The organism is Streptomyces sp. NPDC086766, assembly GCF_044746005.1.
GTDB lineage: Bacteria > Actinomycetota > Actinomycetes > Streptomycetales > Streptomycetaceae > Streptomyces.
Map to the genome: position 1 here is coordinate 120097 of NZ_JBIVBI010000003.1, position 26464 is coordinate 146560.

Below are 26464 nucleotides of genomic sequence, written 5' to 3' on the forward strand. Positions count from 1 at the left end.
CGGCCGGGAAACCGGCCGGCCCTTCGCCGTGTCCGGCGGCAGGAGCCGGTGGTCAGCCGAGCGGCGCGCGGGGGAACCTGCGCTCCTTGGCGCCCTGCGCCGCGGCCAGCTCCGCCTTGGCGTCGGCCGCGTACTGGTCGACGTACTCCTGCCCGGACAGCGCCAGGATCGCGTACATGATCTCGTCGGTGACGGCACGCAGAACCGCCTTCTCGTCCTCCATGCCGACGTAGCGCGAGAAGTCCAGCGGCTCGCCGAAACGGATGGCGACGGGGCGGATGTGGGGAATCTTCTTGCCGGGCGGCTGCGCCTCGAAGGTGCCGATCATGGCGCAGGGGACGACCGGTACCCGGGCCTTGAGCGCCATCACCGCCACACCGACCTTGCCCTTGTACAGACGCCCGTCGTGCGACCGGGTTCCCTCCGGGTAGATGCCGAGCAGCTCCCCCTTGCCGAGCACCCCGAGCCCCTCCCGGATCGCGGCCTGACCGGCCTCCTTGCCGGAGCGGTCGACCGGGATCTGCCCGGCGCTGCGGAAGAAGGCGGCGGTGAGCCGGCCCTTGATGCCCGGCCCGGTGAAGTACTCGGCCTTCGCCAGGAACGTGATGCGCCGTTTGAGGATCGCCGGCATCAGGAAGTGGTCCGAGAAGGACAGATGGTTGCCGGCGACGATGGCCGGGCCGGACGCCGGCACGTGCTCCAGGCCCTCGATGCGCGGGCGGAAGACCAGTCTCAGCAGCGGTCCCAGCAGGACGTACTTGAGCAGGTAGTAGAACAAGGCGTCGCTCCTCACTCGTGCAGATCGGCTCGACCGCCGCGTTCTCGCAGGTCAACCGGCATGTCCTGGGGTGCCAGTGTAGGTGCGAGCACGGGTGGGCGGAACCGGTCCGTTCGTACCCATGCTGACCTAGTGCCCGCACTTCTGACGGCGCATCAGTGCGGCAATCGGGGTGTCGTTCACGCGGGTGGGGAGGACCGCCGGACCAGGTTGCTGCTACTCGCCGGTAGAGATCAACCTGAACGCGGATCGTGGCGTGATCAGGGGGATGGGTGGCGGACATGGGCCTCTTGCCGCGGTGAACGCTTCGGCCGGCATGCCGTCCCGCGAGGTCGCGCCGTCCTGGAGAGGGCGGCGGGCGGAGCGGCGGGGGACGCATGACGCGGTCGCTTCCGGGGCAACGACCCGCCTAGAAGATGGAGTTGGCCGGACGCTCCAAGCATCCGGTCGTGATCGTCGGAGCCGGCCCGTACGGGCTGTCATCGCCGCGCACCTGCGGGCCGCAGGCGCGCCGTATCGCATCTTCGGCGAGGTGATGGGCAGTTGGCGGCACGCCATGGCGACCGGCATGTTCCTCAAGTCGACCCCGGCCGCCTCGGACCCCTCCGCACCCGAACCGGGCGGCCGGCTGGCGGACTTCCGCCTGCTGCACGGCGAGCCGGAGCGGACCGAGCCGACCCCGAAGAGCTTTCGGGCGCCCTCGAGTCCTCGGTGCCCGGTCTGTGCTTCACCGGCTCGCCGGCTGCGCCGATGTTCGGCCCGATGATGAGGTTCGTGGCGGGCACGGAGTACGCGGCCACGCGCATCGCCCGGCACGCCGCGTCGCGGGTCGGGCGCGCGCTGATCGTGCGGTGTCCCGATGCCGCATGCCGCACCACCGTGACGAGGGCCTCACCCGGGCGGCGGCGGGTATCGCACCCCGCGCAGGCGCGGCTCCGTAGGATGGCCCGCATGAGCTCCAGCGCGCGCACCGGCCGTACGGCCCGCCCTGCCCGCTGGACCCTGCTCGTCCTGGCCGTCCTGACGGGCGTGCTCGCGATGCACGTCCTGACGCCGGCCGGCATGCCCTCGTCGGGGCAGCACAGCGCGATGACGACCGAGGAGAACCCCGGGCACCACGCCATGTCCCGGCACGCCCCCGTGCACCTGCCCGGCGATCCCTGCACCCACCTGACCGGCGGGGACCAGGACGGCATGGCCATGCAGCACGCCGGCGGGACCTGCGCGGCGGCCGGTACGTCCACGGCGTACGCGCCGTCCGCCCTGCCCGAGGCGCTCCGCGTGCCCGGCGGGCCGGAGACCCCCGCCTCCGCCGGTGCGGCCGTCCGGGCCGCCGAGGGACGGGCGCCGCCCGAACTGGCCGAGTTGCAGCTCCTGCGGATCTAGAGGCGCCCGCACGCCACCACCCGACGCGGCGTGGCGTGCTCCGGTCCGTCTCACCATCCGCCGTACCCGCGTGCCGCACGCGGGCGCTTCAAGGAGCTCTGTTCCTCATGGCATTTCGTCGTTCCCCCGTCCGTCGTTCCCCCGTCCGCCGTGCCCTCGTCCGCCGGACCGCGGCACTGACCGCCGCAGCGACCGCCGCGGTGGTGCTGACCGCCTGCGGCGGCGTCGACTCCTCGTCGTCCGGTCACGCCGGCCACGGTATGGACTCCATGTCCGCCACCCCGTCGGCCGGCGCCCACGGCAAGGGTGGCCACAACGCGCAGGACATGACGTTCGCGCAGGGCATGATCCCGCACCACCGGCAGGCCGTCGCCATGGCCGACCTGGTCCCGTCCCGGGCGAAGTCCCCGCAGGTGAAGGACCTCGCCGCGAAGATCAAGAAGGCGCAGGACCCGGAGATCAACACCATGAGCGGCTGGCTGCGGGCCTGGGGCGCCAAGGTCCCGGCGGACAGCTCCGCCGGTATGGAGGACATGCCGGGCATGGACCACTCCGGCTCGTCGGGGATGGACCAGTCCGGCTCGTCGATGCCCGGCATGATGAGCGACGCCGGCATGGGCAAGCTGAAGAAGCTCTCCGGTGACGCCTTCGACAAGGCGTTCCTCCAGATGATGATCGGCCACCACGAGGGCGCCGTCACCATGGCCAAGACCGAGCAGGCCAAGGGCGCCTACGGGCCCGCCACGTCGATGGCCGGCTCGATCGTCACCTCGCAGTCCGCCGAGATCGCCGAGATGCAGAAGCTGCTCGGCGGGAAGTAGCGCGCCCGCATCCCTTCCGCCCGCCCCGGGGCCGCCGGTGTGTCCGGCGGCCCCGGGGTCCCCTGGCGGCGGAAAGAAAAAGACCCAGTGGGAATACCCCATGGGGGTATACGGTTGTGAGCGGTGAACGTTCGACGAGAAGAGGAGAACGATCATGGACCGCTCGGCGCACACCCAGCACGCCCCCCAGCACGGAATCGGGCACCAGGCCGAACAGCACGCCGATCACAGCCACCACGCCCCGACGGCGGGCGCCTCCTGGCGCGCGGCCGCCCAGGCGACGCTGCACTGCCTCACCGGCTGCGCCATCGGCGAGGTCCTCGGCATGATCATCGGCACCGCCGCCGGTCTGCACAACGCGGCGACCGTCGTCCTCTCCATCGCGCTGGCCTTCGTCTTCGGGTACGCGCTGACCATGCGCGGCGTCCTGCGCGCGGGTGTGCCCCTCAGTCAGGCGCTCAAGATCGCCCTGGCCGCGGACACGGTGTCCATCCTGGTGATGGAGCTGATCGACAACACGGTCATGGTCGCAGTTCCCGGCGCGATGAACGCGGGCCTCGCCCAGCCGCTGTTCTGGGCCTCCCTCGCCTTCTCGCTCCTGCTGGCCTTCCTGCTCACCACCCCGGTCAACCGGTGGATGATCGGCCGCGGCAAGGGGCACGCGGTGGTCCACGCCTACCACTGACATCCCCGGCGCGCGGAGCGCCGGTAGGCAGGCCACCGGGGGCGCCCGGTCACGGACGCCCCCCGGCCGCATGTCCCGGCCTCCCGCCACCGTCAGGCGGTCAGCACCTTCTCCAGGGAGCCGAGCGCCGAGCGCAGCTCGTCCTCCGTGATGGTCAGCGGCGGCGCCAACCGGATCGTGGAGCCGTGGGTGTCCTTGGCCAGGACGCCCTCCCGCATCAGACGCTCGCTGACCTCGCGGCCGGTCCCGATGGCCGGGTCGACGTCGACGCCGGCCCACAGGCCGCGGGAGCGGAACCCGAGCACGCCCCGGCCGGCCAGCGCGGTCAGCCCGTCGCGCAGGACCGCGCCCAGCTCCGCCGCCCGGCGCTGGAACTCGCCGGTCTCCAGCAGCTCCACCACCGCCGTGCCGACCGCGGCCGCCAGCGGGTTGCCGCCGAAGGTCGAACCGTGCTCCCCGGGCCGCAGCACCCCCAGCACCTCGCGCCGGCCGACGACCGCCGACACCGGCACGATGCCGCCGCCGAGCGCCTTGCCCAGCAGGACGACGTCCGGCGCGACCCCCTCGTGGTCGACGGCGAGCGTGTGTCCGGTACGCCCCAGACCCGACTGGATCTCGTCCGCGAGGAACAGGCAGTTCTTCCGGCGGGTGAGCTCGCGGACACCGGCGAGGTAGCCGTCGCGCGGGACGATGACGCCCGCCTCGCCCTGGATCGGCTCGATCAGCACCGCGGCCGTCGTCTCGTCGATCGCCGCCTCCAGGGCCGCCAGATCGTCGTAGGGGACGACCCGGAAGCCGGGGGTGAAGGGGCCGAAGCCCGACCGTGCCGTCTCGTCCGTCGAGAAGCTGACGATCGTCGTCGTGCGGCCGTGGAAGTTGTCCGCCGCGACCACGATCGTGGCCTGGTCGGCCGGGACGCCCTTGACCTCGTAGGCCCACTTGCGGGCCAGCTTGATGCCGCTCTCGACCGCTTCGGCGCCGGTGTTCATGGGCAGCACCATGTCCTGCCCGGTGAGCCGGGCGAGCCGCTCCGCGAACTCGGCGAGCCGGTCGTTGTGGAAGGCCCGGGAAGTGAGCGTCAGTCGGTCGAGCTGGCGGTGCGCCGCCTCGACCAGCGCGGGGTGGCGGTGGCCGAAGTTGAGGGCCGAGTAGCCCGCCAGCATGTCGAGGTAGCGGGTGCCCTCGACGTCCTCCACCCAGGCACCCTCGGCACGGGCGACGACCACGGGCAGCGGGTGGTAGTTGTGGGCGAGGACCGGCTCCTCGGCCCGGATCAGGTCGGCGGACGTACGGGTGCGGGCGGGTGCCGTCATGAGCGGATCTCCTGGGTGCAGCACTTGATGCCGCCGCCTGCCTTGTGGAACTCGGACAGGTCGACGGGGACGGGGACGTAGCCGCGCTCGGCGAGCCGGGCGGCGAGATGCGTCGCGGTGGGCGAGATGAAGACGTGGTGGCCGTCGGAGACGGAGTTCAGGCCGAACGCCATGGCGTCCTCCCGGGTGGCGAGCACCGCGTCCGGGTAGAGCCGGGCGAGCACCTCGCGGCTGCCGGGCGAGAACGCCTCCGGGTAGTAGGCGACGTTGTCGTCGTCGAGGACGAAGAGCGCCGTGTCCAGGTGGTAGAAGTACGGGTCCACCAGCGTCAGGCCGATCACCGGGGCGCCGAGGTACTCCTGCGCCTCGCGGTGCGCCTCGCGCGTGGTCCGGAAGCCGGTGCCGGCGAGCACCCAGCGCCCGGCCGGCACCAGGTCGCCCTCGCCCTCGCACACCGACTCGGGGCGGTAGACGTCGAAGCCGGCCGCCTTGAACCAGGTGTCGTAGGGGAGGGACTCGGGACGCCGCTCGGGGGCGTGGAAGAGGGAGCCGAAGACGCGGCCGTCGACGACGACCGCGCAGTTCGCGGCGAAGACCATGTCCGGCAGTCCGGGCACGGGCTCCACGGTCTCGACGGTGTGTCCGTGGGCGCGGTAGGCGTCGATCAGCGCCTTCCACTGGGCCTGGGCGAGGCCGACGTCGACGGGACGGCCGGGATCCATCCAGGGGTTGATCGCGTACTGCACGGCGAAGTGTCTGGGTTCGCAGACGAGGTAGCGCCGCCGGCGCTGCACACGGCTCTCGGGCACAGAGGGTTCCCTCCGCTTCCTGGGAGTGACGACTGGGGGTCGAGACAAAGGTAGAAACGCCCCAGCACGCGCGACAAGCGACGAGAGCTGCGCGTATGAGCAGGAACGCTGCGTTCTCGACGGACTCAGCGCACGTCTGCTGCGTCCTGCGGCGCCGGATGACTGGCGCCCGCCTCCGGACTCTCCGGCAGCAGATGGGACAGCACCATCACGCTGATCGTCTTGCGGATGAACGGTTCCGTCCGGATCCGTTCCAGCACCTCCTCGAAGTGCTCCACGTCCCGTGCCCGCACGTGCAGCAGCGCGTCCGCGCCGCCGGTCACGGTCATCGCCGCCGTGATCTCCGGGTGGTTGCGGACGACCTCCGCGAGCCGCCGGGGCGGAGCCGCGCCCTCGCAGTACACCTCCACGTACGCCTCGGTGCGCCAGCCCAGCGCCGACGGCTTCACCGTGGCCGTGAAGCCGGTGATCACACCCGCCTCGCGCAGCCGGTCCACCCGGCGTTTGACCGCCGTCGCCGACAGGCCGATCGCCGCGCCGATCTCGGCGAAACTGGTGCGGGCGTTCGCCATCAGGGCGGTGAGGATCTTCCGGTCGAGCTCGTCGAACGGGGCTGGCCTGCTGTGCATGTCGGCACTGTATCCAGCGGGAACGTCCACGCCCGGACATGGGCAGGCGCGCGGATCGCCCTTACACTCCACCTTCATGCTGCGCGCGCTCGCCGTCGACGACGAAAGCCCCTCGCTCGAGGAGCTGCTCTACCTGCTGGACGCCGACCCCCGCATCGGCAGCGTCGAGGGCGCCGGCGACGCGACCGAGGCACTGCGCCGGATCAACCGCGCCCTCCAGTCCGGTCCCGGCGGGCCCGACGCGATCGACGTGGTCTTCCTCGACATCCACCTGCCCGGACTCGACGGGCTCGACCTCGCCCGGCTGCTGACCGGCTTCGCCGAGCCGCCGCTGATCGTGTTCGTCACCGCCCACGAGGACTTCGCCGTCCAGGCCTTCGACCTCAAGGCCGTCGACTACGTGCTCAAACCGGTCCGCAAGGAGCGGCTGGCGGAAGCCGTGCGGCGGGCGGCCCATCTGCGCGACACCGCCCCCCGCATCCCGGTGAGCGAGCCGGACCCCGACCACGTGCCCGTGGAACTCGGCGGCGTCACCCGCTTCGTCGCCGTCGACGACATCACCCATGTCGAGGCGCGCGGCGACTACGCCCGGCTGCACACCGGCAAGGGCAGCCACCTCGTGCGCATCCCGCTGTCCACGCTGGAGGAACGCTGGCGCTCCCGAGGCTTCGTCCGTATCCACCGCCGCCATCTGGTCGCCCTGCGCCACATCGGCGAACTCCGACTGGACGCGGGCGCGGTGAGCGTGCTCGTCGGCGCGGAGGAACTCCAGGTCAGCCGCCGCCACGCCCGCGAACTGCGGGAGCTGCTGATGCGCCGGACCGCACGCTAGGGGATGCCGCCCATGCCGCAGGACGCCACCGAACGCCGCGTCGTCGTCACCGGCCCGCCCCGCCGCAGCCGCCGGGTCCCCGGCCAGTACCGCCCGCGCACCGAGATCGACGAGCAGACCACCCTCGGCCACACCTACGTCCGCTCCCTGATGCGCTCCCAACTGCGGGCCGGGCTCGCCGTGTTCACCGTGCTCGTACTGCTCGTCGGCCCGCTGCCCCTGGTCTTCGCGGCCGCCCCGGACGCCCGCCGCCTGCGCTGGGTGGTGCTCGGCTTCTGCCTCTACGCCCCGCTGGTGCTGCTCGCGCGCTGGTACGTGCGCCGCGCGGAACGCAACGAACGCGACTTCGTGCGCCTGGTCGAGGACCGCTGAGGGGACCACACACCACCGTGCCCTCCGGATACGCCGTCCCCGCCGTCGCCCTCGTCGTCGTCGCCACCGTCCTCGTCGGCGCCTTCGGGCTGCGCGTCTCGCGCACCACCTCCGACTTCTACGTCGCCTCCCGCACCGTCGGCCCGCGCCTGAACGCGGCCGCCATCAGCGGCGAGTACCTCTCCGCCGCCTCCTTCCTCGGCATCGCCGGGCTGGTCCTCGTCCAGGGCCCGGACATGCTCTGGTACCCGGTCGGCTACACGGCCGGCTATCTGGTCCTGCTCCTGTTCGTCGCCGCCCCGCTGCGCCGCTCCGGGGCGTACACGCTGCCCGACTTCGCCGAGGCCCGGCTCGGCTCGCAGGCGGTACGACGACTCGCGGGCGCCTTCGTCGTGGGCGTCGGCTGGCTCTACCTGCTGCCCCAGCTCCAGGGGGCGGGGCTGACGCTGACGGTGCTCACCGGCGCGCCCGACGCGCTCGGCGGAGTGATCGTCGCCGTCGTCGTGGTGGCGACCGTCGCCGCGGGCGGCATGCGCAGCGTCACCTTCGTCCAGGCCTTCCAGTACTGGCTGAAACTGACCGCCCTGCTCGTCCCCGCCCTCTTCCTCGTCCTCGCCTGGCAGCACGACGGCGCGCCCCGCCACGTCTTCGACGAACCGGCCGCCTTCCGCGACCGGCACACCGTCCGCGTCGCCGACACCCTCGACCTGCGGCTGGAGCGGCCCCTGACCGTCACCGTGCGCGGCACGGTCGACGGCCACGGCCACGACGGCCGGCCGGTGCGCCTGGCCGCCGGGGTCCACCACGTCGAGCGCGGCACCCGCCTCACCTTCGCCAAGGACTCCCGCGTCCCGCAGACCGGGCCGGGCACCGACGGCGGCATGTCGACCTCGCTCGCCGCCGGCCGCCAGGAACGCCCGCTGTACGCCACGTACGGGCTGATCCTCGCGACCTTCCTCGGCACCATGGGCCTGCCGCACGTCGTCGTCCGCTTCTACACCAGCCCGCACGGCGTCGCCGCCCGCCGTACCACGGTCGCCGTCCTCGGCCTGGTCGGCGGCTTCTACCTGCTGCCGCCCGTGTACGGCGCCCTCGGCCGCCTCTACGCCCCCGAACTGGCCCTCACCCCGGACGCCGACGCCGCCGTCCTGCTGCTGCCCGACCGGCTGATCGGCGGCCTCGGCGGCGACCTGCTGGGCGCGCTGGTCGCGGGCGGCGCCTTCGCCGCGTTCCTGTCGACCGCCTCCGGACTGACCATGGCGGTGGCCGGGGTGCTCACCCAGGACGTCCTGCCCTCGCGCGGCGTCCGCCACTTCCGGCTCGGCACGGTGCTCGCCATGGCCGTGCCCCTCGCCGCGAGCGTCCTCGTCGGCGGACTGCCCGTCGCCGACGCCGTCGGGCTCGCCTTCGCGGTGTCCGCCTCGTCCTTCTGCCCGCTGCTCGTCCTCGGCATCTGGTGGCGCCGCCTCACCCCGCCCGGCGCGGCCGCCGGGATGCTGGTGGGCGGCGGCTCCGCGCTGGTCGCCGTGGCCGCGACCATGGCGGGCCTGCCCGGCGCCGGTCCGCTGCACGCGCTGCTGGCCTGGCCCGCCCTGTGGTCGGTGCCGCTGGGCTTCCTCACCATGATGCTGGTGTCCCTGGCCACGCCGGGCCGGGTGCCCGCCGGGACCGCGGCGATCCTCGCCCTGTTCCACCTGCCCGAGCAGCTGCGGGCGGAGGTGAAGGCGTGAGCGGATTCCTCGCCGGGCTCTGCGTGGCCGTCCTGCCGCTGCTGGCCGCCGGCTTCTGGCTCGGGCGGCGCACTGCCCGCCCGGAGAACCTCGGCGGCCTCGGCACCCCCGTCGAGCACGCCACCTTCCAGACCCTGCACACCGCCTCCCTCGCCGCGCCGCCGCTACGGGCGGGACTGACCGAGGAGACCGCCCGCAAGTCGGCCCGCCGGCTGCGCACGCTGCTCGGAACCGACGCCCTCTGCCTCGCGGACGACCAGCGGGTCCTGGTCTGGGACGGGGTGGGCGCGCACCACCGCGGCGAGATCGCGGAGCGCCTCGCGGGCCCCCTGGAGACCGGGCGCGGCGAGGCGTTCCGGCTCACCTGCGAGACACCGGACTGCCCGCTGCGCTGGGCCGTCGTCGCCCCGCTCACCGTCGACGACCGGGTGCACGGCGCCCTCGTCGCCTGCGCGCCCCGCGAGTCCGCCGTGCTGGTCCGGGCCGCGGCCGAGGTCGCCCGCTGGGTCTCCGTCCAGCTGGAGCTCGCCGACCTCGACCGCTCCCGCACCCGGCTCATCGAAGCCGAGATCAAGGCCCTGCGCGCCCAGATCTCCCCGCACTTCATCTTCAACTCGCTCGCGGTGATCGCCTCGTTCGTCCGCACCGACCCCGAGCGCGCCCGGGAGCTGCTGCTGGAGTTCGCCGACTTCACCCGCTACTCGTTCCGCCGGCACGGCGACTTCACCACCCTGGCCGACGAGCTCCACGCCATCGAGCACTACCTCGCGCTGGTCCGGGCACGCTTCGGCGACCGCCTCGCCGTGACCCTCCAGATCGCCCCCGAGGTGCTCCCGGTGGCGCTGCCCTTCCTGTGCCTGCAACCGCTCGTCGAGAACGCCGTCAAGCACGGCCCGGAGGGCAGGACCGACACCTGCCGCATCCGGATCACCGCGCAGGACGCCGGCGCCGAGGCACTCGTCGTCATCGAGGACGACGGCGCGGGCATGGACCCCGGCCTGCTGCGCCGCATCCTCGCCGGCGAGGTCAGCCCCTCCGGCGGCATCGGCCTGTCCAACGTCGACGACCGGCTCCGCCAGGTCTACGGCGACGACCACGGCCTCGTCCTCGAGACCGCGCCGGGGGCGGGCATGAAGGTCACCGTCCGGCTGCCCAAGTACCAGCCGGGGGTGCACTCCGCCGGACGCCTCTCCGGGTGACCGTCAGGCGCGCCGGGTGGCGACCAGCGCGAGGGTGATCAGGCCCAGCACGACCCAGCCGAACCACAGCCAGCCGTTGCTGCCGAGCGCCACCGTGTACGCCGTCACCGCGACGAGCGCGCCGACGGTGAGCGCCCCCATCGTCTTCGTGGAACCGTCCGTGGAACCGGGCATCGCGACACCCTCCTCATGGTCCGACCCCACCATGGTGCCCCGTTCCGCCTCCTGGCGGCTCGATCCGCGCGGCGTTCTTCCGCCACGCGGCGGCACGGTCCGCGCGGCCGCCTTCCGCCTCGCGGCGGCGCGGCCGGTCAGTTCCCGCGGGCGTTGAGCGAGGCCAGATAGGCGTTGTACGCCTCCAGTTCCTTGTCGCCGTCGCGGTCCGCGGCCCGGTCCTTGCGCCGGGCCTGCCGCTGCTCGGAGCGGTACCACTGGAACAGCAGCGCGAGCAGCACCAGCACGGACGGGATCTCGCTGAACGCCCAGGCGATGCCGCCGGCCGCGTTCTGGTCGGAGAGCGGGTCGACGCCGAGCGAGGCGGGCGGGTGCAGGAAGGTGCCGACCATGGGGGTGGTGGCCATCATCAGCGCGATGCCGAAGAACGCGTGGAACGGCATCCCCGCGAACAGCTCCAGCATCCGCATCAGGTATCCCGGCCGGTTGGGACCGGGGTCCACGCCCATGATCGGCCAGAAGAAGACCACGCCGACGGCGAGGAAGTGCACCATCATCCCGACGTGCCCCGCCTTCGAGCCCATCAGGAAGTCGAACAGCGGCGTGAAGTACAGGGCGTACAGGCTCGCGATGAACATCGGGATGGTGAACGCGGGGTGGGTGACGACCCGCAGGTAGCGGCTGTGCAGCAGGGCCAGCAGCACCTCGCGCGGCCCCTTGCGGCCCCTGCCCGCCACCGGCAGGGCGCGCAGCGCCAGGGTGACCGGCGCGCCGAGCAGGATCAGGATCGGCGACAACATGCTGATGACCATGTGCTGGACCATGTGCACGCTGAACATGACCATGCCGTAGTCGTTCAGCCTGGTGCACATCATCAGGCCCACGGTCAGCACGCCGGTGACGAACGCGACCGTCCGGCCCACCGGCCAGGAGTCCCCGCGCCGTCGCAGCCGCACCACGCCCCAGACGTACAGGCCCAGCCCGAGCAGGCAGGCGACGAGGAAGAACGGGTCCGCCGACCACGCGAGAGAGCGCGCCAGCGTGAACGGCGGCAGATCCATCGTCATGCCGTGCCCGCTGTGATCCATCCGCCGGCTCCTGATTCGTGGGGGTTGTGCACGTCTGTCCGCACCAGACTAGAACCGCCCCCGGTCACGACAGCGACCGGGGGCGGTGCAACGGACCGGGGGCGGTGCGACACCCTCAGGGGCGCGGGATCAGAGCACGCACTCCGCCTCGTCGTACCGCTCCTGCGGCACCGTCTTCAGCGTCTCGACGGCCTTCGCCAGCGGCACCATCACGATGTCGGTGCCGCGCAGCGCGGTCATGTGACCGAACTCGCCCCGGTGCACCGCCTCCACCGCGTGCCAGCCGAAGCGGGTCGCCAGCACCCGGTCGTACGCCGTGGGCGTCCCGCCGCGCTGCACGTGCCCGAGGATGACCGGGCGCGCCTCCTTGCCCAGCCGCTCCTCCAGCTCGACGGAGAGCTGGCGGGCGATCCCGGCGAACCGCTCGTGGCCGTAGATGTCCTTGCCGCCCTCGTCGAACTCCATGCCGCCGGCCCTCGGCTTGGCGCCCTCCGCGGCGACGACGATGGCGAACCGCTTGCCCGCCTCGAAACGCTCGCCGACCTTGCGCGTCAACTCGTCGATGTCGAAGGGCCGTTCCGGGACGACGACGGCGTGCGCGCCGGCCGCCATGCCGGAGTGCAGCGCGATCCAGCCGGTGTGGCGGCCCATGACCTCCACGATCAGCACCCGCTGGTGGGACTCGGCGGTGGTCTTGAGGCGGTCCAGGGCCTCGGTGGCGACGGTCACGGCCGTGTCGAAGCCGAAGGTGACGTCCGTGACCGCGATGTCGTTGTCGATGGTCTTCGGCACTCCGACGATGGGGAGCCCGCCGTCCGACAGCAGCCGGGCCGCCTTGAGCGTGCCCTCGCCGCCGATCGGGATGATCGCGTCGAGCCCGAGCTCCTCGACATGGCCCCTGGCCCGCTCCACGCCGTCCCGCAGGTGCTCGGGACGGACCCGGGAGGAGCCGAGGATGGTGCCGCCGCGGGCGAGGATGCCGCCCACCGCGTCGAGGTCGAGCTTGAGGTAGTCGCACTCCAGGAGGCCTTTCCAGCCGTCGCGGAAGCCGATGACCTCGTCGCCGTGGTCGACGACGGCACGGTGCACGACGGACCGGATGACGGCGTTCAGGCCGGGGCAGTCGCCGCCGGACGTGAGGACACCAATGCGCATAGCCCGAATAACCTTCTCAACGTGGGCGCGGGGACCGGACCACGTTGTCCGGCTCGATCCCCGCCACCCTAGCGGCACCGGGGGGAGCGGCAGCACTGTGCGTCCGCCTGCTGGACGGGCCCGCTCACCTGTGCGGAAGGGCTGTCAGAAGGGCCCGCTCACCTGTGCGGGAACGCTGTCAGACGGGCTGGTGGAGCCGGGCCGGGGGGCGCATGGACGAACCGGTGCGACCGGGCCGGGGAGCGCATGGACGAACCGGTGCGACCGGGTCGGGGGGTGCATGGACGAGCCGGCGCGACCGGGCCGAGGCCGCCGCGCCGGCTCGCCGCCGCTATGCGGGCTGCTGCGCCGCGGCGATGCGCTCCTCGCGCAGCGCCTCGTACCAGCGGTCGTCGATCGGCGGCAGCGCGTTGACGTCGAGCGCCAGCTTCAGCAGCAGGTCGGCGATCTGCGGGTTGCGGGCGAGGACCGGCCCGTGCATGTACGTGCCGAAGACCGTGCCGTTGTACGCGCCCTCCGTGCCGTCCCCGGTGCCGTTGCCCTTGCCGAAGCGGGTCCGCGCGAAGGGGCGGGCCGTCGAGCCGAGGTGGGTGACGCCCTGGTGGTTCTCGAAGCCGGTCAGCGGGGGCAGGCCGAGCTGCGGGTCGATGTCGGCCAGTACGTCACCGACGCACCGCTCGCCCTCCCCGCGCACCGAGACCACGTCGAGCAGGCCGAGGCCCGGCTCGCGCTGACCGAGGTCGTTGATGAACTCGTGGCCGAGGATCTGGTAGCCGGCGCACACGGAGAAGACGATCGCGCCGTTCTGCACCGCACGCTGGAGGTGCCCGTCACGGCGCAGCCGCTCGGCCGCGAGCCGCTGCGGACGGTCCTCGCCGCCGCCGATCAGGTAGATGTCGCCGGAGGTCGGGATCGGCTGGTCGCTGCGCACGTCGAGCCGGGCCACGTCCAGGCCGCGCTGCCGGGCCCGGCGCTCCACGACGAGGGCGTTGCCCTGGTCGCCGTAGGTGCTCAGCAGGTCCGGGTAGATCCACACCAGCCGCAGTTGGTTGTCGCTCATGAAGTGATCGTCCTTCGTGGTCAGTTGCCGACGCGGCGGCGCAGATCCTGGAACGCGGTGTAGTTCGCGATGACCTCGATGCGGCCCGGCGGGGCCTGCTGGACGGCCTGGTCGAGGTTCTCGCAGACCTGGAAGTGCTGGTTCGCCACCTCCAGGCGCACCGCGAGGTCCAGCTTCCGGTCGCCGATCACGAAGATGGGGTGGCCGGTCAGCCGCGTGTAGTCGACGTCCCACAGCCAGGAGGTGTCGGTGCCGTCGGCGCCGCGCGCGTTCACGGAGAGGATCACCGGGGTGGGCGGCGGGTCGATCAGGGAGAACGTCTCCAGCCAGCCGGCCGGGTTCTTCGCCAGCAGCAGGCGCAGGTCGCGCTGCATGAACTGCACGACGTCGTAACGTCCGGCGACGGCCTGGACCTGGTACATCCGCTCCAGCGCGACCTGCGGCGGCACCCCGAAGACGGCGGCCACGGCGGCCGAGGAGGCGGCGTTGGCCTTGTTGGCGCGGCCGGGCAGCTGCAGGTGGATCGGCCAGGCCGAACCGTGCGGGTCGAGGACGTGGTCGCCGGAGAGCGCCCAGCTCGGGGTGGGCCGGCGGAAGCCGCACTCGCTGCAGAACCAGTCGTCGCCCGGACGCTGCATCACACCGCCGCAGGACGGGCAGGACCAGGCGTCGTCCTTCCACATCTGCCCGGCGGCCACCCAGACCACGTTGGGGGAGGAGGAGGCGGCCCACACCACCAGCGGGTCGTCGCAGTTGGCGACGACCACGGCCTTGGACCCGGACAGGCCCTCGCGCCAGTGCTCGGCGAGCATCCGGGTCTCGGCGGCGCGGTCGAGCTGGTCGCGGGAGAGGTTCAGCAGCGCGATGCACTTGGGAGAGGTGTCCCGCGCCACACCGGCGAGGTACTTCTCGTCGACCTCGATCACGCCGAACTTGGCGTCCGAGCCGCCCGCGAGGGCCGAGGTGATGCCCGCGGGCATGTTGGCCCCGAGCGCGTTGGAGACCACCGGGCCCGCGGCCCGCAGCGCCTCGGCGATGAGCCGGGTCGTCGTGGTCTTGCCGTTGGTCGCCGAGACCAGGACCACGTCCAGGTGCTGGGCCAGACGGGCGAGCAGGTCGGGGTCGAGCCTGAGGGCCACCTTGCCCCCGATCACCGAACCGCTGCCGCGCCCCGCGGCGCGCGATGCCGCAGCGACCGCCTTGCCCGCGGTCACGGCCAGCTTGGCCCGCGGCGAGAGCGGGTCCGAGTTGCCTGCCATCAGTTCTCGATCCTCCTTGCGTACGCGCCGCGCCTGAAAAGCCATTCGGCAACGTGGTGTGGACCTCAGCCTATCGAGATCCGTTCGCACTCCCGAACCCCGGCACCGCGACGGCACCCGCGCGCCCTTCGCGCGTTCGACAGGACCGTACCCTTGCCGCCATGCGACACGGCTCGATCCCGGGCGCCCGCGGGCGCGTCCGGCCCCTCACCCTGCTCCAGGACGCGGTGCTGCGCGAGCCCTGCCGGGAGGTCACCGACTTCGGTCCCGAACTGGCACGGCTCGTGGAGGACTTGTTCGCGACGATGTACGCGGCGCGGGGGGTGGGACTGGCCGCGAACCAGATCGGCGAGTCCTTGCGGGTGTTCGTCTTCGACTGCCCCGACGACGAGGACGTCCGGCACCTCGGGCACGTGGTCAACCCGCGGCTGGTGGAGGCGGACGGCGTGGTGGTCCGCGGCCCGGAGGGCTGTCTGTCCCTGCCGGGCCTGGAGGCGGGCACGGAGCGCTACGACCACGCGGTCGTCGAGGGCCGGACGGTGACCGGGGAGCCGGTCACCGTGCACGGCACGGGGTTCTTCGCGCGGTGCCTGCAGCACGAGTGCGACCACCTGGAGGGGAAGGTGTACGCCGACCGGCTGGAGGGCCGCCGCCGGCGCCGCCTGATGCGCCAGGTCGCGCGGGCCTCCTGGCATCGGTGAGCCCGGCGTCTCGGCGGTGACGGCACGGCGGGCCCGGCGCGCCGCCCCGGAGGCGGAGGGCGAGTGACGAGTCCCTGGCTCACCGCCGGGGCCGGGGGCCGGGCGCCGGGAGCCGGGCCCGGCGCCCGGCGGCGGGCGTCAGAAGCCCGGGCCGCCGATCTTGTCCCCGGCGGCCGCGAGGCGGCCCCACAGCAGGTCGGCCAGGCTGCGCACCAGCTCCGCCCGGGAGCACGGGCGCTCGCCCAGCCACCAGTCGCCCGCCGCGTGCATCATGCCGACGATCCCGTGGCCCCAGACCCGGGCGAGCTGCTGGCTGCCCGGTCCGAGGTCCAGCCGCTCCTCGATCACCTGGGCCAGCTCCTCGCCCATCCGGCGCAGCAGGGGAGCGGAGTGCTTGCCGACGTCGAAGCCCTGGTCGCCGCCCTGGCCGCCCTCCGCCGGGTGCATCAGGAACCGGTACACCTGAGGGCGTGCCTCGATGGCGGCGAGGTAGGTGTCGAGCGTCGCCTCCACCCGCTCGCGGCGCTCCGCCGGGGCGTCCAGCGCCGCCCGCAGCGAGTCGAGGAGCGCGTCCGTGTGCCGCTTGGCGAGGGCCGCGTACAGTCCTCCCTTGTCGCCGAAGTGGCGGTAGAGGATCGGTTTGGTGATGCCGGCCTCGGCGGCGATGGCGTTCATCGAGGCCTGCGGGCCGTCGCGCAGCACCACCCGGTCGGCGGCCTCCAGCAGCTCGCGCCGTCGGCGGTCGGCGGACCGCTGCTGATCGGTCCGCTGCGTGGTGTCCATGAGCTCTCCCCACCCGTGCTGAATCGGTGACGCCTGCGCAAACTAACACTGACCGCGCGGGCGACCTCGAACGGGCTGCCGAGGAGCCTTCGGGAGTTGACTTTTCCTACCCGCCGGTAACAGACTCGGGTTACCGCAAGTAACACGCACGTGTGCGCCACTGGAGGGGACATGGCCGAGTTCACCATGGAACTCAACGACGAACAGAAGGAGGTCCGGGACTGGCTCCACGGCTTCGCCGCCGACGTGATCCGCCCCGCGGCCGCCGAATGGGACGAGCGTGAGGAGACTCCCTGGCCGGTCATCCAGGAGGCGGCCAAGGTCGGCATCTACTCCCTCGACTTCTACGCCCAGCAGTACTTCGACTCCACCGGCCTCGGCATCCCGATGGCCATGGAGGAGCTCTTCTGGGGGGACGCGGGCATCGCCCTGTCCATCGTCGGCACCGGCCTCGCCGCCGTGGGCGTGCTCGCCAACGGCACCGAGGAGCAGATCGGCACCTGGATCCCCCAGATGTACGGCGACGCGAACGACGTCAAGGTCGCCGCCTTCTGCTCCTCCGAGCCCGACGCCGGCTCCGACGTGGCCTCCCTGCGCACCCGCGCGGTCTACGACGAGGCCAAGGACGAGTGGGTGCTCAACGGCACCAAGACCTGGGCGACCAACGGCGGCATAGCCAACGTCCACGTCGTCGTCGCCCTGGTGGACCCGGAGCTGGGCTCCAAGGGCCACGCCTCCTTCATCGTCCCGCCGAACACGCCGGGGCTGTCCCAGGGCCAGAAGTTCAAGAAGCACGGCATCCGCGCCTCGCACACCGCCGAGGTGATCCTCGACAACGTGCGCGTCCCCGGCTCCTGCCTGCTCGGCGGCAAGGAAAAGCTCGACGAGCGCCTCGCCCGGGCCCGCGAGCGGGCCAGGAAGGGCGGTGAGCGCGTCAAGAACGCGGCCATGGCCACCTTCGAGGCGAGCCGTCCCGCGGTCGGCGCGATGGCGGTGGGCACCGCCCGGGCCGCCTACGAGGTCGCCCTCGACTACGCGAGGACGCGCGAGCAGTTCGGCCGCCCGATCATCGACAACCAGGGCGTGGCCTTCCAGCTCGCCGACATGCGCACGCAGATCGACGCGGCCCGGCTGCTGGTGTGGCGGGCCTCCTGGATGGCGGTCAACGGCAAGCCCTTCACGGCGGCCGAGGGCTCGATGTCCAAGCTGTTCGCCAGCGAGACCGCGAAGAAGGTCACCGCCCAGGCGATCCAGATCCTGGGCGGCAACGGCTACACCCGGGAGTACCCGGTGGAGCGGATGCACCGCGACGCGGCCATCTACACCATCTTCGAGGGCACCAGCGAGATCCAGCGCCTGGTGATCGCCCGGACGCTCGCCGGCATGCCGATCCGGTAGGCGGCCGCCCCGGCGCCCTTCCGGCCGGGAGGGTCACCGGTGCTTCAGCGGGGTGAGCTGCTCGATGTCGTAGCGCTTCCTCAGTTCCTCGATCGCCGCGTGGTCCGGCGGGCCCCCGGTGCCCAGGATCTCCAGCAGTTCCTCGAAGTACCGCTCGTGGTCGGGCGGCGGGGAGGCCTGGAAGAACATCCTGGCCGGGGCGTCCGTCGGGTTCGCGAACGCGTGGGGGCAGCCGGGCGGCACGACGATCACCGTGCCGGGCGTCGCCCGCACCACCCGGTGGCCCGAACGGGACTCCCATCTCTGCCAGTTGTCGGGAGTGCGGACCCGCGGCTCGAAGGCGAGCACGTCCAGCTCGCCCTCGAGCACGTAGAACAGCTCCTCGCTGCGCGTGTGCACATGGGCGCCGACGTCGAACCCCGGCGGCACGTCCACCTCGAAGGTGGAGGCGCTCCGCGAGTGCGAGCCGGTCACCTTGAACGTCACGCGCTGGGCGGGCGTCTCGACGACGCGGCCGTGGCCCGGCGGCACCAGCAGCCCTTCGGTCGCGCTCATCGCGGCCTCACCACGTCACGGGCAGAGCCTCGGGTCCGCGGATCAACGCGCCCTTCTTGAAGGGCACCTCGTCCGGCGGCACCGCGAGCTTCAGCCCCGGTACCCGGTCGAGCAGCGCGTCGACCAGCAACTGCGACTCCAGCCGGGCCAGTTGGCCGCCGGGGCAGTAGTGCGGGCCGAAGCCGAACGACACATGCGGATTCGGGCTGCGCGCGAAGTCGATCGTCCCGGGGTCCGGGAAGACGTCCGGGTCGCGGTTCGCGGCCAGGTACGACACGTACACCGCGTCGCCCGCCCGGATCCGCACCCCCTTGATCTCCACGTCCTCCAGGGCGATCCGGGACAGCCCCACCGCGTTGCGGTGCGGGATGTACCGCAGCAGCTCGTCGATGGCCTGCGGACGGATCTCCGGCTCGGCGCGCAGCCGTTCGGCCAGCTCCGGCCGGGTCAGCAGGATGTAGAACATCTGGCCGCTGTTGTTGGTGACCGCCTCGCCGCCGATCTGCAGCAGGACCGCCAGTCCGACGGCCTCCGCGAGCGTGATCTCCTCGCGGCCCACGGCGGCGCCGAGCAGGGAGGCGACGTCCTCGTCCGTGCTGCCCGCGCGCGAGCCGAGGAGATCGGTGAAGTAGGCGCCCATCTCCTCCTTGGCCTTCTCGCTGACGGCGGCGCCGTGCGCGGAGGACAGGATCAGCTGGGTCCAGGTGTGCATGGCGTGCCGGTCGCCGGCCGGAACCCCCATCAGCGCGCAGATCACCGCGATGGGGAAGGGGCTGAGCACCGCCTCGGTGAGGTCGGCGGGCGGCCCGTCCTGGAGGAGCTCGTCGACCAGCTCGTCGAGCACGCGCCGGGCGTCGTCCCGCACCCGCTCCACGCCGCGCGCCGTGAAGGCGGCGGCGACCGAGCGGCGCAGCCGGGTGTGGTCCGGCGGGTCCAGGAAGCCGACCGCGCCGCGCGAGGGGATGAAGTGCGGGGCGAGCCGGGTGACCTGGCGGTCCATGACCGCCTCGCGGCCGAAGCGGGGGTCGTTGGTGACCATCCGCACGTCGTCCATGCGGGTCACCAGCCACGCCCAGCCCTCTCCGTTGGGCAGTTTGATGCGGGTGACCGGGCCCTCCTCCATCAGCTCGGTCAGGACCGGGTCGAAGTCGACCCCCGTCAGATCGACCGCCGGCCAGTGCCGGACGGGCGGCCGGGTCTCGGTGAGCGTCTCCTCGGTCATCGGGCGTCCCCGTCCTGCCAGCGGCCCAGGGTCATCTCCGCGGTGATGCCGGGGCCGAAGCCGGCCATCAGCCCGCGCGCCCGGTGCTCGGGGCCGCCCTCGTCGAACAGCCGGCGCAGCGCGTCAAGGACGACGGCGCTGGCGATGTTGCCGTACTCGGTGAGCGTGGCCCGGCTGAAGCGGAACGCGTGCGGATCGACCTCCAGGAACTTGCTGAGGTCGTCCAGGATGCGGGGGCCGCCCGCGTGGATGACGTAGAAGTCCAGGTCGGAGGCGTCCCAGCCGTGCAGTCCGGCCAGATCCTGGAGGGCCGGGGCGAGCGGCTCCATCGTGGTGGGCACCCGCTTGTCCAGCAGGAAGTGGAAGCCGGTCGCCCGGACGTCGTACGCGATCCAGTCCTCGGTCTTGGGGATCAGGTACGAGCCGTTGCGCTCCAGCCGGACGCCGGTGCCGCCGGTGCCGCGGACCACGGCGGCCGCGATGCCGTCGCCGAACAGCCCGTTGGAGAGCAGGGAGCCGACACCGAGGTCGGTGGGCTGGTAGCACAGCGAGCAGAACTCGCAGGCCACGATGAGCGCGTTCGCGTCCGGGTACGCCGTGCAGAAGTCGTGGGCCCGGTTGATCGCCGCGCCGCCCGCCGCACAGCCCAGCTGGGCTATGGGCATCTGCCGCGTGGTGCTGTCGAAGTCCATCTCGTTGATCAGCCACGCCGTGAGCGAGGGCATCATGAAGCCCGTGCACGAGACGTAGATGATGACATCGATGTCGGTGGTGAGGAGCTCGGCGTCGTCGAGGGCGCGCTGGATCACCGCCGGCACGCGCGCCTTGGCCTCCTGCTCGTACAGCTTGTTGCGTTCCTCGAAGCCCGGGTGCTTGAGGGTCTCCTCGATGGGCTGCACGATGTGCCGGGTGCGCACACCGGTGTTCTCGATCAGCCGGAGGGCCAGGGGGAGTTGCGGGTGGTCCGCGTGGCGGGAGCGTGCGAGCTCCAGCGTCTCCTCCATCGTGATCACGTGCTCTGGAACGGACACCGAGGGTCTGCACAAAGTCGCCATGAGCCGTGCCTGCTTTCGCCTTCCGGAAGGCCGGTAGCCCCCCGGTCAGAGGTGGTGCACCCAGAAGGGTGGTCCACCCACGATCACCCGGGAGAGCGACGATCTCGCGCCGGACTACTCCGAACCGGGGACACCGGGGGAGACCCGGGAGGCGCCGCGCTGTCGGCCGAACGGGGGACGCGACGGGTCGCTCACCGGCGGGCCCGCCGGACCGCCGGCGCCGCACATGCCGCCCCGAAGCCGCAGGTCGGAAGGCTCTTTCGGTGATCGCCGGACATCCGCAGGACCGGGACGCCCGCGCCGCGCCCGCGCGCGAGCGGAGAACGGAGCGGAAAAGCCGCCTCGCCGCCGCCCGGAGAGCCCGGGCGGCGGCGAGCGGAACACCCGGACGGCGGCACGGGACGGGGCCCTACCCGTTCGTCCCGCTGCTGTGCGCGATGCAGGCCACGTCGATCCGGTCGGCCAGCTTCGCCAGTTCGATGGTCAGCGCGGCCACCGTGTCCTCGTCGAGACCCTCCTGGCCGGACTCCACCAGCCGCAGCCACCGCCCGCCCACCGTGCGCAGCAGCTTGCTCACATCGGCCGCGGTCACCTGCAAGGTACCGCGGTCGTCGACGATCAGAGGGAGAGTCACTTCGCGGTTCACAAAGGCGATCGTAGCCGCGGAGGACTCACGCCCCCTGCCATACGGTGGTGATGTTGCAGAACTCGCGGATTCCGTGGCCGGACAGCTCACGCCCGTAGCCGGACCGCTTGATCCCGCCGAAGGGGAAGGCCGGGTGCGATGCCGTCATCCCGTTGACGAAGACGCCGCCCGCCTCCAGGTCCCGCACGAACCGGTCCACCTCGTTCTCGTCCCGTGTCCAGACGTTCGAACTCAGGCCGAACGGCGAGTCGTTGGCGATCAGCACCGCCTCGTCGAGATCGGCCGCCCGGTACAGCGTGGCGACCGGTCCGAAGGCCTCCTCGCGGTGGATGCGCATCTCCCGGGTGATGCCCGCCAGGACGGTCGGCGGGTAGAACCAGCCGGGCCCGTCCGGCCGCTCACCGCCGCACAGCACGGTCGCGCCGCTGCGCCGGGCGTCGTCCACCAGCTCCTCCAGATCGGTCCGCCCCTGCTCGCTGGAGAGCGGCCCGACCTCCGTGTCCTCCTGCATCGGGTCGCCCACCTTCAGCGCCCGCATGCCCCGCACGAAGCGCTCGGCGAAGGCGTCGTAGACGTCCGTGTGCACGATGAAGCGCTTGGCGGCGATGCACGACTGCCCGTTGTTCTGCACCCGCGCGGTCACCGCGACCTCGGCGGCCCGGTCCAGGTCGGCGGAGGGCATCACGACGAACGGGTCGCTGCCGCCCAGCTCCAGCACCGTTTTCTTGATCATCTCCCCGGCGGTGGACGCGACCGCCCGCCCCGCCGGCTCGCTGCCGGTGAGGGTGGCCGCCTCCACCCGCTCGTCGCGCAGGATGTCGTCGACCGCGGCGGAGCCGATGAGCAGGGTCTGGAAACAGCCCTCGGGGAACCCGGCCCGGTGGAACAGGTCCTCCAGGTACAGGGCGGTCTGCGGCACGTTGGAGGCGTGCTTGAGCAGCCCGACGTTCCCGGCCATCAGCGCGGGGGCCGCGAACCGGACGACCTGCCACAGCGGGAAGTTCCAGGGCATCACCGCGAGCACGGGGCCGAGCGGCCGGTAGCGCACGAGGACCCGGGAGGCGCCGGTGTCCGTCACGTCGCTTTCCGCGGGCTCCTCGTCGGCGAGCAGGCCCTCGGCGTGCTCGGCGTACCAGCGCATCGCCTTGGCGCACTTGGCGGCCTCCGCGCGGGCCTGTTTGACCGGCTTGCCCATCTCGGTGGTCATGACCCGGCCGATCTCGTCCTGGTCCTCGTCCAGGAGATCGGCGGCGTTGTTCATGAGGCGGGCGCGCTCGGCGAACGTCGTCGTCCGGTACGTGCGGAACGTGGCCTCGGCGAGCTGGAGCCGGCGCTCGAGCTCCTCCTCGCCCATGGCCTCGTACGTCTTGAGCGTCTCGCCGTTCGCCGGGTTCACCGTCGCGATGGGCATGGCTGACCTCCCTGGGAGCGGGCTGTGGTACGACCTTCGCGCGCCGCGGTGGGGACCGCAACGCGTACACCTCTCGTCAGGGCGAGTGCTCCGCCAGCCGGTCGAGAAACGCCGCCTGGGCCGTGACGATCACCTCGCGGGCCCGGTCCAGGCCGAACCACTCCACCCGGTCCAGCTCCGGGAACTCGGCCGTCCGCCCGGACCGCGGCGGCCACTCCATCCGGAACGTGCCGGGCGTGACCGACGCGGGGTCCAGGTCGGCCTCCACCGCCCAGGCGGTGACGAGCTTGCCGCCGCTCTGCCGGACCTCGCCGAGCGGTACGGCCTCGCCGTCGGGCGGCGGCAGGCCCAGCTCCTCCTCGAACTCGCGGCGGGCGGCCTCCCACGCCGGCTCCTCGGGGGCGTACTCGCCCTTGGGCACGGTCCAGGCCCCCGCGTCGCGCCGGGCGAAGAACGGTCCGCCCATGTGGCCGAGCAGCACCTCCAGGCCGCCCTCGCCCCGCCGGAACAGCAGCAGGCCCGCACTCCGCCGCTGCCGCCGCTCGCCCGCCTGGCGCTTCTCGCTCACGGGCTCCCCTCCGCCGGCACGAGGCGCGTCCCGCGAGGGGCGGGAGACGCCTCGGCCCCACCGGGCGCGTTCGGCTCGCGGCCCGCCTCGGTTACGCGCCAGGCGCCCGGTTCGCGACCTGCCTCGCGCACCCGACCCGCCCCGGGCAGGCGCTCCGCCTCGGCCCGGCGGCGCGCGACCGGACGGGGGCCTGCCTCCGGCGCGCGGTCCGCCGGGGCACGCCCCCTCACGGCCGCACCCCGGGGTGCGCGGCCAGCACCGTGTCCACCGTGTCCGCCTGCTCGGCGGGCTTGTCCTCGCGGTAGCGCACGACCCGGGCGAAGCGCAGGGTGACGCCGGCCGGGTAGCGCGTGGAGCGTTGCAGACCGTCGTAGGCGATCTCGACGACCAGCTCGGGCCGTACGTTCACCCCCCAGCCGTGCTCGTCCACCGCCAGCTCCCGCAGCCGCTCGGTCTGCCAGGCCAGCATCGCGTCGGTCATGCCCTTGAAGGTCTTGCCGAGCATGGCGAAGCCGCCGTCGGCGGTGCGGGCGCCCAGGTGCAGGTTGGACAGTTTCCCGGTGCGGCGGCCGTGGCCCCACTCCGCGGCCAGGACCACGAGGTCGAGGGTGTGCACGGGCTTGACCTTCAGCCAGGAGGCGCCGCGGCGGCCCGCGCTGTAGGGCGCGTCCAGCGCCTTCACCACCACGCCCTCGTGGCCGCGCTTCAGCGTGGCGGCGAGGAACCGCTCGGCCTCGGCGACGTCGTCCGGCCCGGACACCAGCGCGCGCCGCACCCGCAGCGGCTCGGGGACCAGCCGGGCCAGCTCGACGTGCCGCTCCTCGAACGGCAGGTCGAGCAGGTCGCGGTCGCCGACCGACAGGGCGTCGAAGAAGACGGGGGAGAGGGGGACGGCCGCGGCGGCCGTGGCCACGTCCACACGGGAGCCCACCCGTCCGGCGGTCTCCTGGAAGGAGCGCGGGCGCCCGTCCGGGCCGAAGGCGATGACCTCGCCGTCCAGGACGAACCGCTCGCCGTCGAGCTCCAGCGCGGCCGCGGTCAGTTCGGGCAGCCGGTCGGTGATGTCGTCCAGCGTCCGGGTGTGGATCCGTACGGCGTCGCCGTCCCGGTGGACCTGGACGCGGATGCCGTCCAGCTTCTCCTCCACCGCGCACGCGCCGAGCTTGCCGACCGCCTCGGCCACCGAGGACGCGCTGTGCGCCAGCATCGGCAGCACCGGGCGGCCCACGGTGAGCCGGAACCGGGCCAGGGCCCCGGGGCCGTCCGCCAGCAGGGCCTGGGCCACCGTCTGCAGCGACCCGGCCAGCATCACCGCCCGCCGCACGTCCGCCGGGGGTGCGCCCGTCGCCTGCGCCAGGCCCTCGACGGCGAGGGCGTCCAGGGCGCCCTGCCGGACCTCGCCGGTGAGCAGTCCGCGCAGGAACCGCTGCTCGTCCTCGGTGGCCGCGCCCATCAGCTCACCGACGATCCGCGACCGTTCGGTCTGCGAGCCGGCGCCGGACACCTTGCCCAGCTCGGTGAGCCGGGCGTCCACCTCGCGCACCGTCAGCGAGGGCTCGGCGGCCGGGGCCACCGGACGGCCGAGCACCTTCCAGCCGACACCCAGGCGTCCCTGCGGCAGCCGTCCCGCCAGATACGGGATGACGACGGGCACGTCGTCCGCCTCCGCTTCCCGGAACAGCTCCGCGAGCAGGGCGGTCTTCCGGGACCGCGCCGAGGCGGCGGCGACCTCCCGGGACACCTGGGCCAGCCGGATCAGCAACATGCAGTCATGGTGCACCGGCGGACGGTGGTCTACACCCGGGCGGCGGATCCCGGTCCGGCGCTCCCGGCGGCCACGGCCGCGTCGAGGTCGGCGAAGAGCAGCTCGCCGTTGATCGCCGCGCCGGCGCGGTAGCCGCGGCTCGCCGCGTTCACGACCTGCTCGGCGTATCCGCTCGCGTTGCCCGCCGCCCACAGACCGGGCACGGTCGTCAGGCCCCGCTCGTCGACGACGGGGTACGCGCCGAACGGCGTCTCGCGCAGCTCGGCGCCCAGCCGCGCGAGGAGCCCGGTGCGCGGCACGGCGCGCGGCGCCACGAACAGCACCTCGCGGCCGTGCACCGTCCCGTCCGCGAGCCGCACCCCGGTGAGCCGGCCGCCGCCGGCGACCACCTCCGCCACCGCGCCCGGCACCACGGCGACTCCGGCCGCCGCGAGTCTGCGCAGGTCGTCGTCGCTCAGCTCCTCCGGGGCGATCTCGTGCAGGAAGAGCGTCACGTCCTTGGACCACTGGGTCACCATCAGCGCCTGGTGCACGCTCATCGCAGTGGTGGCCAGCACGCCGAAGGCCCGGTCGCGCACCTCCCAGCCGTGGCAGTACGGGCAGTGCAGCACATCGTTGCCGTAGCGCTCGGCGAGACCGGGCAACGGCGGCAGCTCGTCCTTCAGGCCGGTCGCGACGACGAGCTGGCGGGCCCGTACGGCACGGCCGCTCGCCAGCTCCACCGTGAAGCCCCCGTCCCGCCGGACGTCCACCGCCCGGTCCCGGACCAGCTCCACGCCGTACCGCGCGATCTCCTCCCGTCCCACGGCGAGGAACTCGGCGGGCGGCATGCCGTCCCGTGACAGATAGCCGTGCATGTGCGCGGCGGGCGCGTTGCGCGGCTCGCCCGCGTCGACGACCAGGGTGCGGCGCCGGGCCCGGCCCAGGACCAGCGCGGCGGACAGCCCGGCCGGCCCGCCCCCGATGACGACGACGTCGTGGCGTCGGTCGGGTTCGGTCGGGTTCTCGTCCGGGTGCGGGGACGCGTTCTCGGTCAAGGTGACCACCTCCACGCCCGACGGTCGCCCGCA

At 72.9% G+C, this 26464-nt stretch carries 26 protein-coding genes and 1 pseudogene; 9 read left to right on the top strand and 18 right to left on the bottom strand.

What is annotated here, in order from left to right:
- Positions 1-52: 52 nt before the first annotated feature.
- Positions 53-778, bottom strand: coding sequence for a lysophospholipid acyltransferase family protein (locus ACIPM1_RS06365; RefSeq protein ID WP_402429707.1), 726 nt, complete (start codon positions 776-778; stop codon positions 53-55).
- A gap of 951 nt (positions 779-1729) precedes the next feature.
- Between ACIPM1_RS06365 and ACIPM1_RS06370 the strand changes: the two genes are divergently transcribed.
- From ACIPM1_RS06370 to ACIPM1_RS06380, 3 genes are all read left to right on the top strand, one after another.
- Complete coding sequence (locus ACIPM1_RS06370) at positions 1730-2164, top strand: DUF6153 family protein (RefSeq protein WP_402429710.1); 435 nt, start codon at positions 1730-1732, stop codon at positions 2162-2164.
- A 107-nt stretch (positions 2165-2271) separates the two neighbouring features.
- Positions 2272-2985 carry a DUF305 domain-containing protein gene (locus ACIPM1_RS06375; protein WP_402429713.1) on the top strand — a complete coding sequence of 238 codons (714 nt, stop codon included), beginning with the start codon at positions 2272-2274 and terminating at the stop codon, positions 2983-2985.
- A gap of 154 nt (positions 2986-3139) precedes the next feature.
- Positions 3140-3670, top strand: coding sequence for a DUF4396 domain-containing protein (locus ACIPM1_RS06380; RefSeq protein WP_402429715.1), 531 nt, complete (start codon positions 3140-3142; stop codon positions 3668-3670).
- 92 nt (positions 3671-3762) lie between these two features.
- Here ACIPM1_RS06380 and rocD read toward each other — a convergent pair whose 3' ends face one another.
- The 3 genes from rocD to ACIPM1_RS06395 all read right to left on the bottom strand — a co-directional run bounded on the left by rocD (position 3763) and on the right by ACIPM1_RS06395 (position 6421).
- The gene (rocD, locus tag ACIPM1_RS06385) at positions 3763-4983 is read right to left on the bottom strand and encodes an ornithine--oxo-acid transaminase (RefSeq protein ID WP_402429717.1); all 1221 of its coding nucleotides are present in this window, start codon (positions 4981-4983) and stop codon (positions 3763-3765) included.
- The gene (gene ddaH / locus ACIPM1_RS06390) at positions 4980-5792 is read right to left on the bottom strand and encodes a dimethylargininase (RefSeq protein ID WP_356180361.1); all 813 of its coding nucleotides are present in this window, start codon (positions 5790-5792) and stop codon (positions 4980-4982) included. Before ddaH ends, rocD begins: the two co-directional genes overlap by 4 nt.
- Before the next feature lie 125 nt (positions 5793-5917).
- The gene (locus tag ACIPM1_RS06395) at positions 5918-6421 is read right to left on the bottom strand and encodes an Lrp/AsnC family transcriptional regulator (RefSeq protein ID WP_402429720.1); all 504 of its coding nucleotides are present in this window, start codon (positions 6419-6421) and stop codon (positions 5918-5920) included.
- Between the two features lie 76 nt (positions 6422-6497).
- Here ACIPM1_RS06395 and ACIPM1_RS06400 point away from each other — a divergent pair, with 76 nt between their 5' ends.
- Genes ACIPM1_RS06400 through ACIPM1_RS06415 form a run of 4 tightly spaced genes read left to right on the top strand, consistent with a single transcriptional unit; the run spans position 6498 to position 10554 of the window.
- Positions 6498-7253, top strand: coding sequence for a LytTR family DNA-binding domain-containing protein (locus ACIPM1_RS06400; protein WP_356180356.1), 756 nt, complete (start codon positions 6498-6500; stop codon positions 7251-7253).
- A 12-nt stretch (positions 7254-7265) separates the two neighbouring features.
- On the top strand, positions 7266-7625 hold the full coding sequence (locus tag ACIPM1_RS06405; protein WP_356180354.1) for a hypothetical protein: 360 nt from the start codon (positions 7266-7268) through the stop codon (positions 7623-7625).
- A gap of 17 nt (positions 7626-7642) precedes the next feature.
- A complete protein-coding gene (locus tag ACIPM1_RS06410; RefSeq protein ID WP_402429724.1) occupies positions 7643-9355 on the top strand; it encodes a cation acetate symporter in 1713 nt (570 codons plus the stop codon).
- A complete protein-coding gene (locus ACIPM1_RS06415; RefSeq protein ID WP_402429727.1) occupies positions 9352-10554 on the top strand; it encodes a sensor histidine kinase in 1203 nt (400 codons plus the stop codon). Before ACIPM1_RS06410 ends, ACIPM1_RS06415 begins: the two co-directional genes overlap by 4 nt.
- Positions 10555-10557: 3 nt before the next feature.
- On the opposite strand, the gene ACIPM1_RS06420 is transcribed toward ACIPM1_RS06415, so the two are convergent.
- From ACIPM1_RS06420 to ACIPM1_RS06440, 5 genes are all read right to left on the bottom strand, one after another.
- Positions 10558-10728 carry a hypothetical protein gene (locus ACIPM1_RS06420; RefSeq protein WP_356180346.1) on the bottom strand — a complete coding sequence of 57 codons (171 nt, stop codon included), beginning with the start codon at positions 10726-10728 and terminating at the stop codon, positions 10558-10560.
- A 137-nt stretch (positions 10729-10865) separates the two neighbouring features.
- Positions 10866-11816 carry a cytochrome c oxidase assembly protein gene (locus tag ACIPM1_RS06425; protein WP_356180343.1) on the bottom strand — a complete coding sequence of 317 codons (951 nt, stop codon included), beginning with the start codon at positions 11814-11816 and terminating at the stop codon, positions 10866-10868.
- Between the two features lie 129 nt (positions 11817-11945).
- On the bottom strand, positions 11946-12971 hold the full coding sequence (locus ACIPM1_RS06430) for a 6-phosphofructokinase (protein ID WP_356180340.1): 1026 nt from the start codon (positions 12969-12971) through the stop codon (positions 11946-11948).
- Positions 12972-13302: 331 nt separating this feature from the next.
- Entirely contained in the window at positions 13303-14031 is a 729-nt protein-coding gene (locus tag ACIPM1_RS06435) for a glutamine amidotransferase (protein WP_356180337.1), read from the bottom strand.
- A 20-nt stretch (positions 14032-14051) separates the two neighbouring features.
- Positions 14052-15290 (bottom strand): MurT ligase domain-containing protein, encoded by a 1239-nt coding sequence (locus tag ACIPM1_RS06440; protein WP_356180334.1) that lies wholly within the window; start codon positions 15288-15290, stop codon positions 14052-14054.
- A 161-nt stretch (positions 15291-15451) separates the two neighbouring features.
- On the opposite strand from ACIPM1_RS06440, the gene def reads away from it, so the two are divergent.
- Complete coding sequence (def, locus tag ACIPM1_RS06445) at positions 15452-15991, top strand: peptide deformylase (RefSeq protein WP_356180332.1); 540 nt, start codon at positions 15452-15454, stop codon at positions 15989-15991.
- A 138-nt stretch (positions 15992-16129) separates the two neighbouring features.
- On the opposite strand, the gene ACIPM1_RS06450 is transcribed toward def, so the two are convergent.
- On the bottom strand, positions 16130-16774 hold the full coding sequence (locus tag ACIPM1_RS06450; protein ID WP_402429732.1) for a TetR family transcriptional regulator: 645 nt from the start codon (positions 16772-16774) through the stop codon (positions 16130-16132).
- A 171-nt stretch (positions 16775-16945) separates the two neighbouring features.
- On the opposite strand from ACIPM1_RS06450, the gene ACIPM1_RS06455 reads away from it, so the two are divergent.
- Positions 16946-18172, top strand: coding sequence for an acyl-CoA dehydrogenase family protein (locus ACIPM1_RS06455; protein ID WP_392193360.1), 1227 nt, complete (start codon positions 16946-16948; stop codon positions 18170-18172).
- 33 nt (positions 18173-18205) lie between these two features.
- Here ACIPM1_RS06455 and ACIPM1_RS06460 read toward each other — a convergent pair whose 3' ends face one another.
- The 8 genes and pseudogenes from ACIPM1_RS06460 to ACIPM1_RS06495 form a co-directional block, all read right to left on the bottom strand.
- Positions 18206-18727 carry a cupin domain-containing protein gene (locus ACIPM1_RS06460; protein WP_402429737.1) on the bottom strand — a complete coding sequence of 174 codons (522 nt, stop codon included), beginning with the start codon at positions 18725-18727 and terminating at the stop codon, positions 18206-18208.
- Between the two features lie 7 nt (positions 18728-18734).
- Positions 18735-19949 carry a cytochrome P450 gene (locus ACIPM1_RS06465; protein ID WP_402429740.1) on the bottom strand — a complete coding sequence of 405 codons (1215 nt, stop codon included), beginning with the start codon at positions 19947-19949 and terminating at the stop codon, positions 18735-18737.
- Positions 19946-21013: pseudogene (locus tag ACIPM1_RS06470) on the bottom strand (type III polyketide synthase); the annotation flags it as partial. The pseudogene ACIPM1_RS06470 and the gene ACIPM1_RS06465, both read right to left, overlap by 4 nt.
- Positions 21014-21413: 400 nt before the next feature.
- Positions 21414-21650: a DUF6213 family protein gene (locus ACIPM1_RS06475; protein WP_356180317.1), complete on the bottom strand. Its 237-nt coding sequence runs from the start codon at positions 21648-21650 to the stop codon at positions 21414-21416.
- Between the two features lie 25 nt (positions 21651-21675).
- On the bottom strand, positions 21676-23061 hold the full coding sequence (locus tag ACIPM1_RS06480) for an NADP-dependent succinic semialdehyde dehydrogenase (RefSeq protein WP_402429743.1): 1386 nt from the start codon (positions 23059-23061) through the stop codon (positions 21676-21678).
- Between the two features lie 76 nt (positions 23062-23137).
- On the bottom strand, positions 23138-23629 hold the full coding sequence (locus ACIPM1_RS06485; RefSeq protein WP_356180312.1) for an NUDIX domain-containing protein: 492 nt from the start codon (positions 23627-23629) through the stop codon (positions 23138-23140).
- A 226-nt stretch (positions 23630-23855) separates the two neighbouring features.
- Positions 23856-25394 carry an ATP-dependent DNA ligase gene (locus ACIPM1_RS06490; RefSeq protein ID WP_402429746.1) on the bottom strand — a complete coding sequence of 513 codons (1539 nt, stop codon included), beginning with the start codon at positions 25392-25394 and terminating at the stop codon, positions 23856-23858.
- A gap of 29 nt (positions 25395-25423) precedes the next feature.
- Positions 25424-26431, bottom strand: a complete 1008-nt coding sequence (locus ACIPM1_RS06495) for an NAD(P)/FAD-dependent oxidoreductase (RefSeq protein ID WP_402429749.1) — start codon at positions 26429-26431, stop codon at positions 25424-25426.
- Positions 26432-26464 lie beyond the last annotated feature (33 nt).

Coding starts and splice junctions, on each gene's coding strand:
- ACIPM1_RS06420 (WP_356180346.1), bottom strand. CDS start 10,728: ATGCCCGGTTCCACGGACGGTTCCACGAAGACGATGGGGGCGCTCACC.
- ACIPM1_RS06450 (WP_402429732.1), bottom strand. CDS start 16,774: ATGGACACCACGCAGCGGACCGATCAGCAGCGGTCCGCCGACCGCCGA.
- ACIPM1_RS06490 (WP_402429746.1), bottom strand. CDS start 25,394: ATGTTGCTGATCCGGCTGGCCCAGGTGTCCCGGGAGGTCGCCGCCGCC.
- ACIPM1_RS06375 (WP_402429713.1), top strand. CDS start 2,272: ATGGCATTTCGTCGTTCCCCCGTCCGTCGTTCCCCCGTCCGCCGTGCC.
- ACIPM1_RS06380 (WP_402429715.1), top strand. CDS start 3,140: ATGGACCGCTCGGCGCACACCCAGCACGCCCCCCAGCACGGAATCGGG.
- ACIPM1_RS06405 (WP_356180354.1), top strand. CDS start 7,266: ATGCCGCAGGACGCCACCGAACGCCGCGTCGTCGTCACCGGCCCGCCC.
- ACIPM1_RS06465 (WP_402429740.1), bottom strand. CDS start 19,949: ATGACCGAGGAGACGCTCACCGAGACCCGGCCGCCCGTCCGGCACTGG.
- ACIPM1_RS06400 (WP_356180356.1), top strand. CDS start 6,498: ATGCTGCGCGCGCTCGCCGTCGACGACGAAAGCCCCTCGCTCGAGGAG.
- ACIPM1_RS06435 (WP_356180337.1), bottom strand. CDS start 14,031: ATGAGCGACAACCAACTGCGGCTGGTGTGGATCTACCCGGACCTGCTG.
- ACIPM1_RS06395 (WP_402429720.1), bottom strand. CDS start 6,421: ATGCACAGCAGGCCAGCCCCGTTCGACGAGCTCGACCGGAAGATCCTC.
- ACIPM1_RS06430 (WP_356180340.1), bottom strand. CDS start 12,971: ATGCGCATTGGTGTCCTCACGTCCGGCGGCGACTGCCCCGGCCTGAAC.
- ACIPM1_RS06480 (WP_402429743.1), bottom strand. CDS start 23,061: ATGCCCATCGCGACGGTGAACCCGGCGAACGGCGAGACGCTCAAGACG.
- ACIPM1_RS06370 (WP_402429710.1), top strand. CDS start 1,730: ATGAGCTCCAGCGCGCGCACCGGCCGTACGGCCCGCCCTGCCCGCTGG.
- ACIPM1_RS06460 (WP_402429737.1), bottom strand. CDS start 18,727: ATGAGCGCGACCGAAGGGCTGCTGGTGCCGCCGGGCCACGGCCGCGTC.
- ACIPM1_RS06455 (WP_392193360.1), top strand. CDS start 16,946: ATGGCCGAGTTCACCATGGAACTCAACGACGAACAGAAGGAGGTCCGG.
- rocD (WP_402429717.1), bottom strand. CDS start 4,983: ATGACGGCACCCGCCCGCACCCGTACGTCCGCCGACCTGATCCGGGCC.
- def (WP_356180332.1), top strand. CDS start 15,452: ATGCGACACGGCTCGATCCCGGGCGCCCGCGGGCGCGTCCGGCCCCTC.
- ACIPM1_RS06440 (WP_356180334.1), bottom strand. CDS start 15,290: ATGGCAGGCAACTCGGACCCGCTCTCGCCGCGGGCCAAGCTGGCCGTG.
- ACIPM1_RS06425 (WP_356180343.1), bottom strand. CDS start 11,816: ATGGATCACAGCGGGCACGGCATGACGATGGATCTGCCGCCGTTCACG.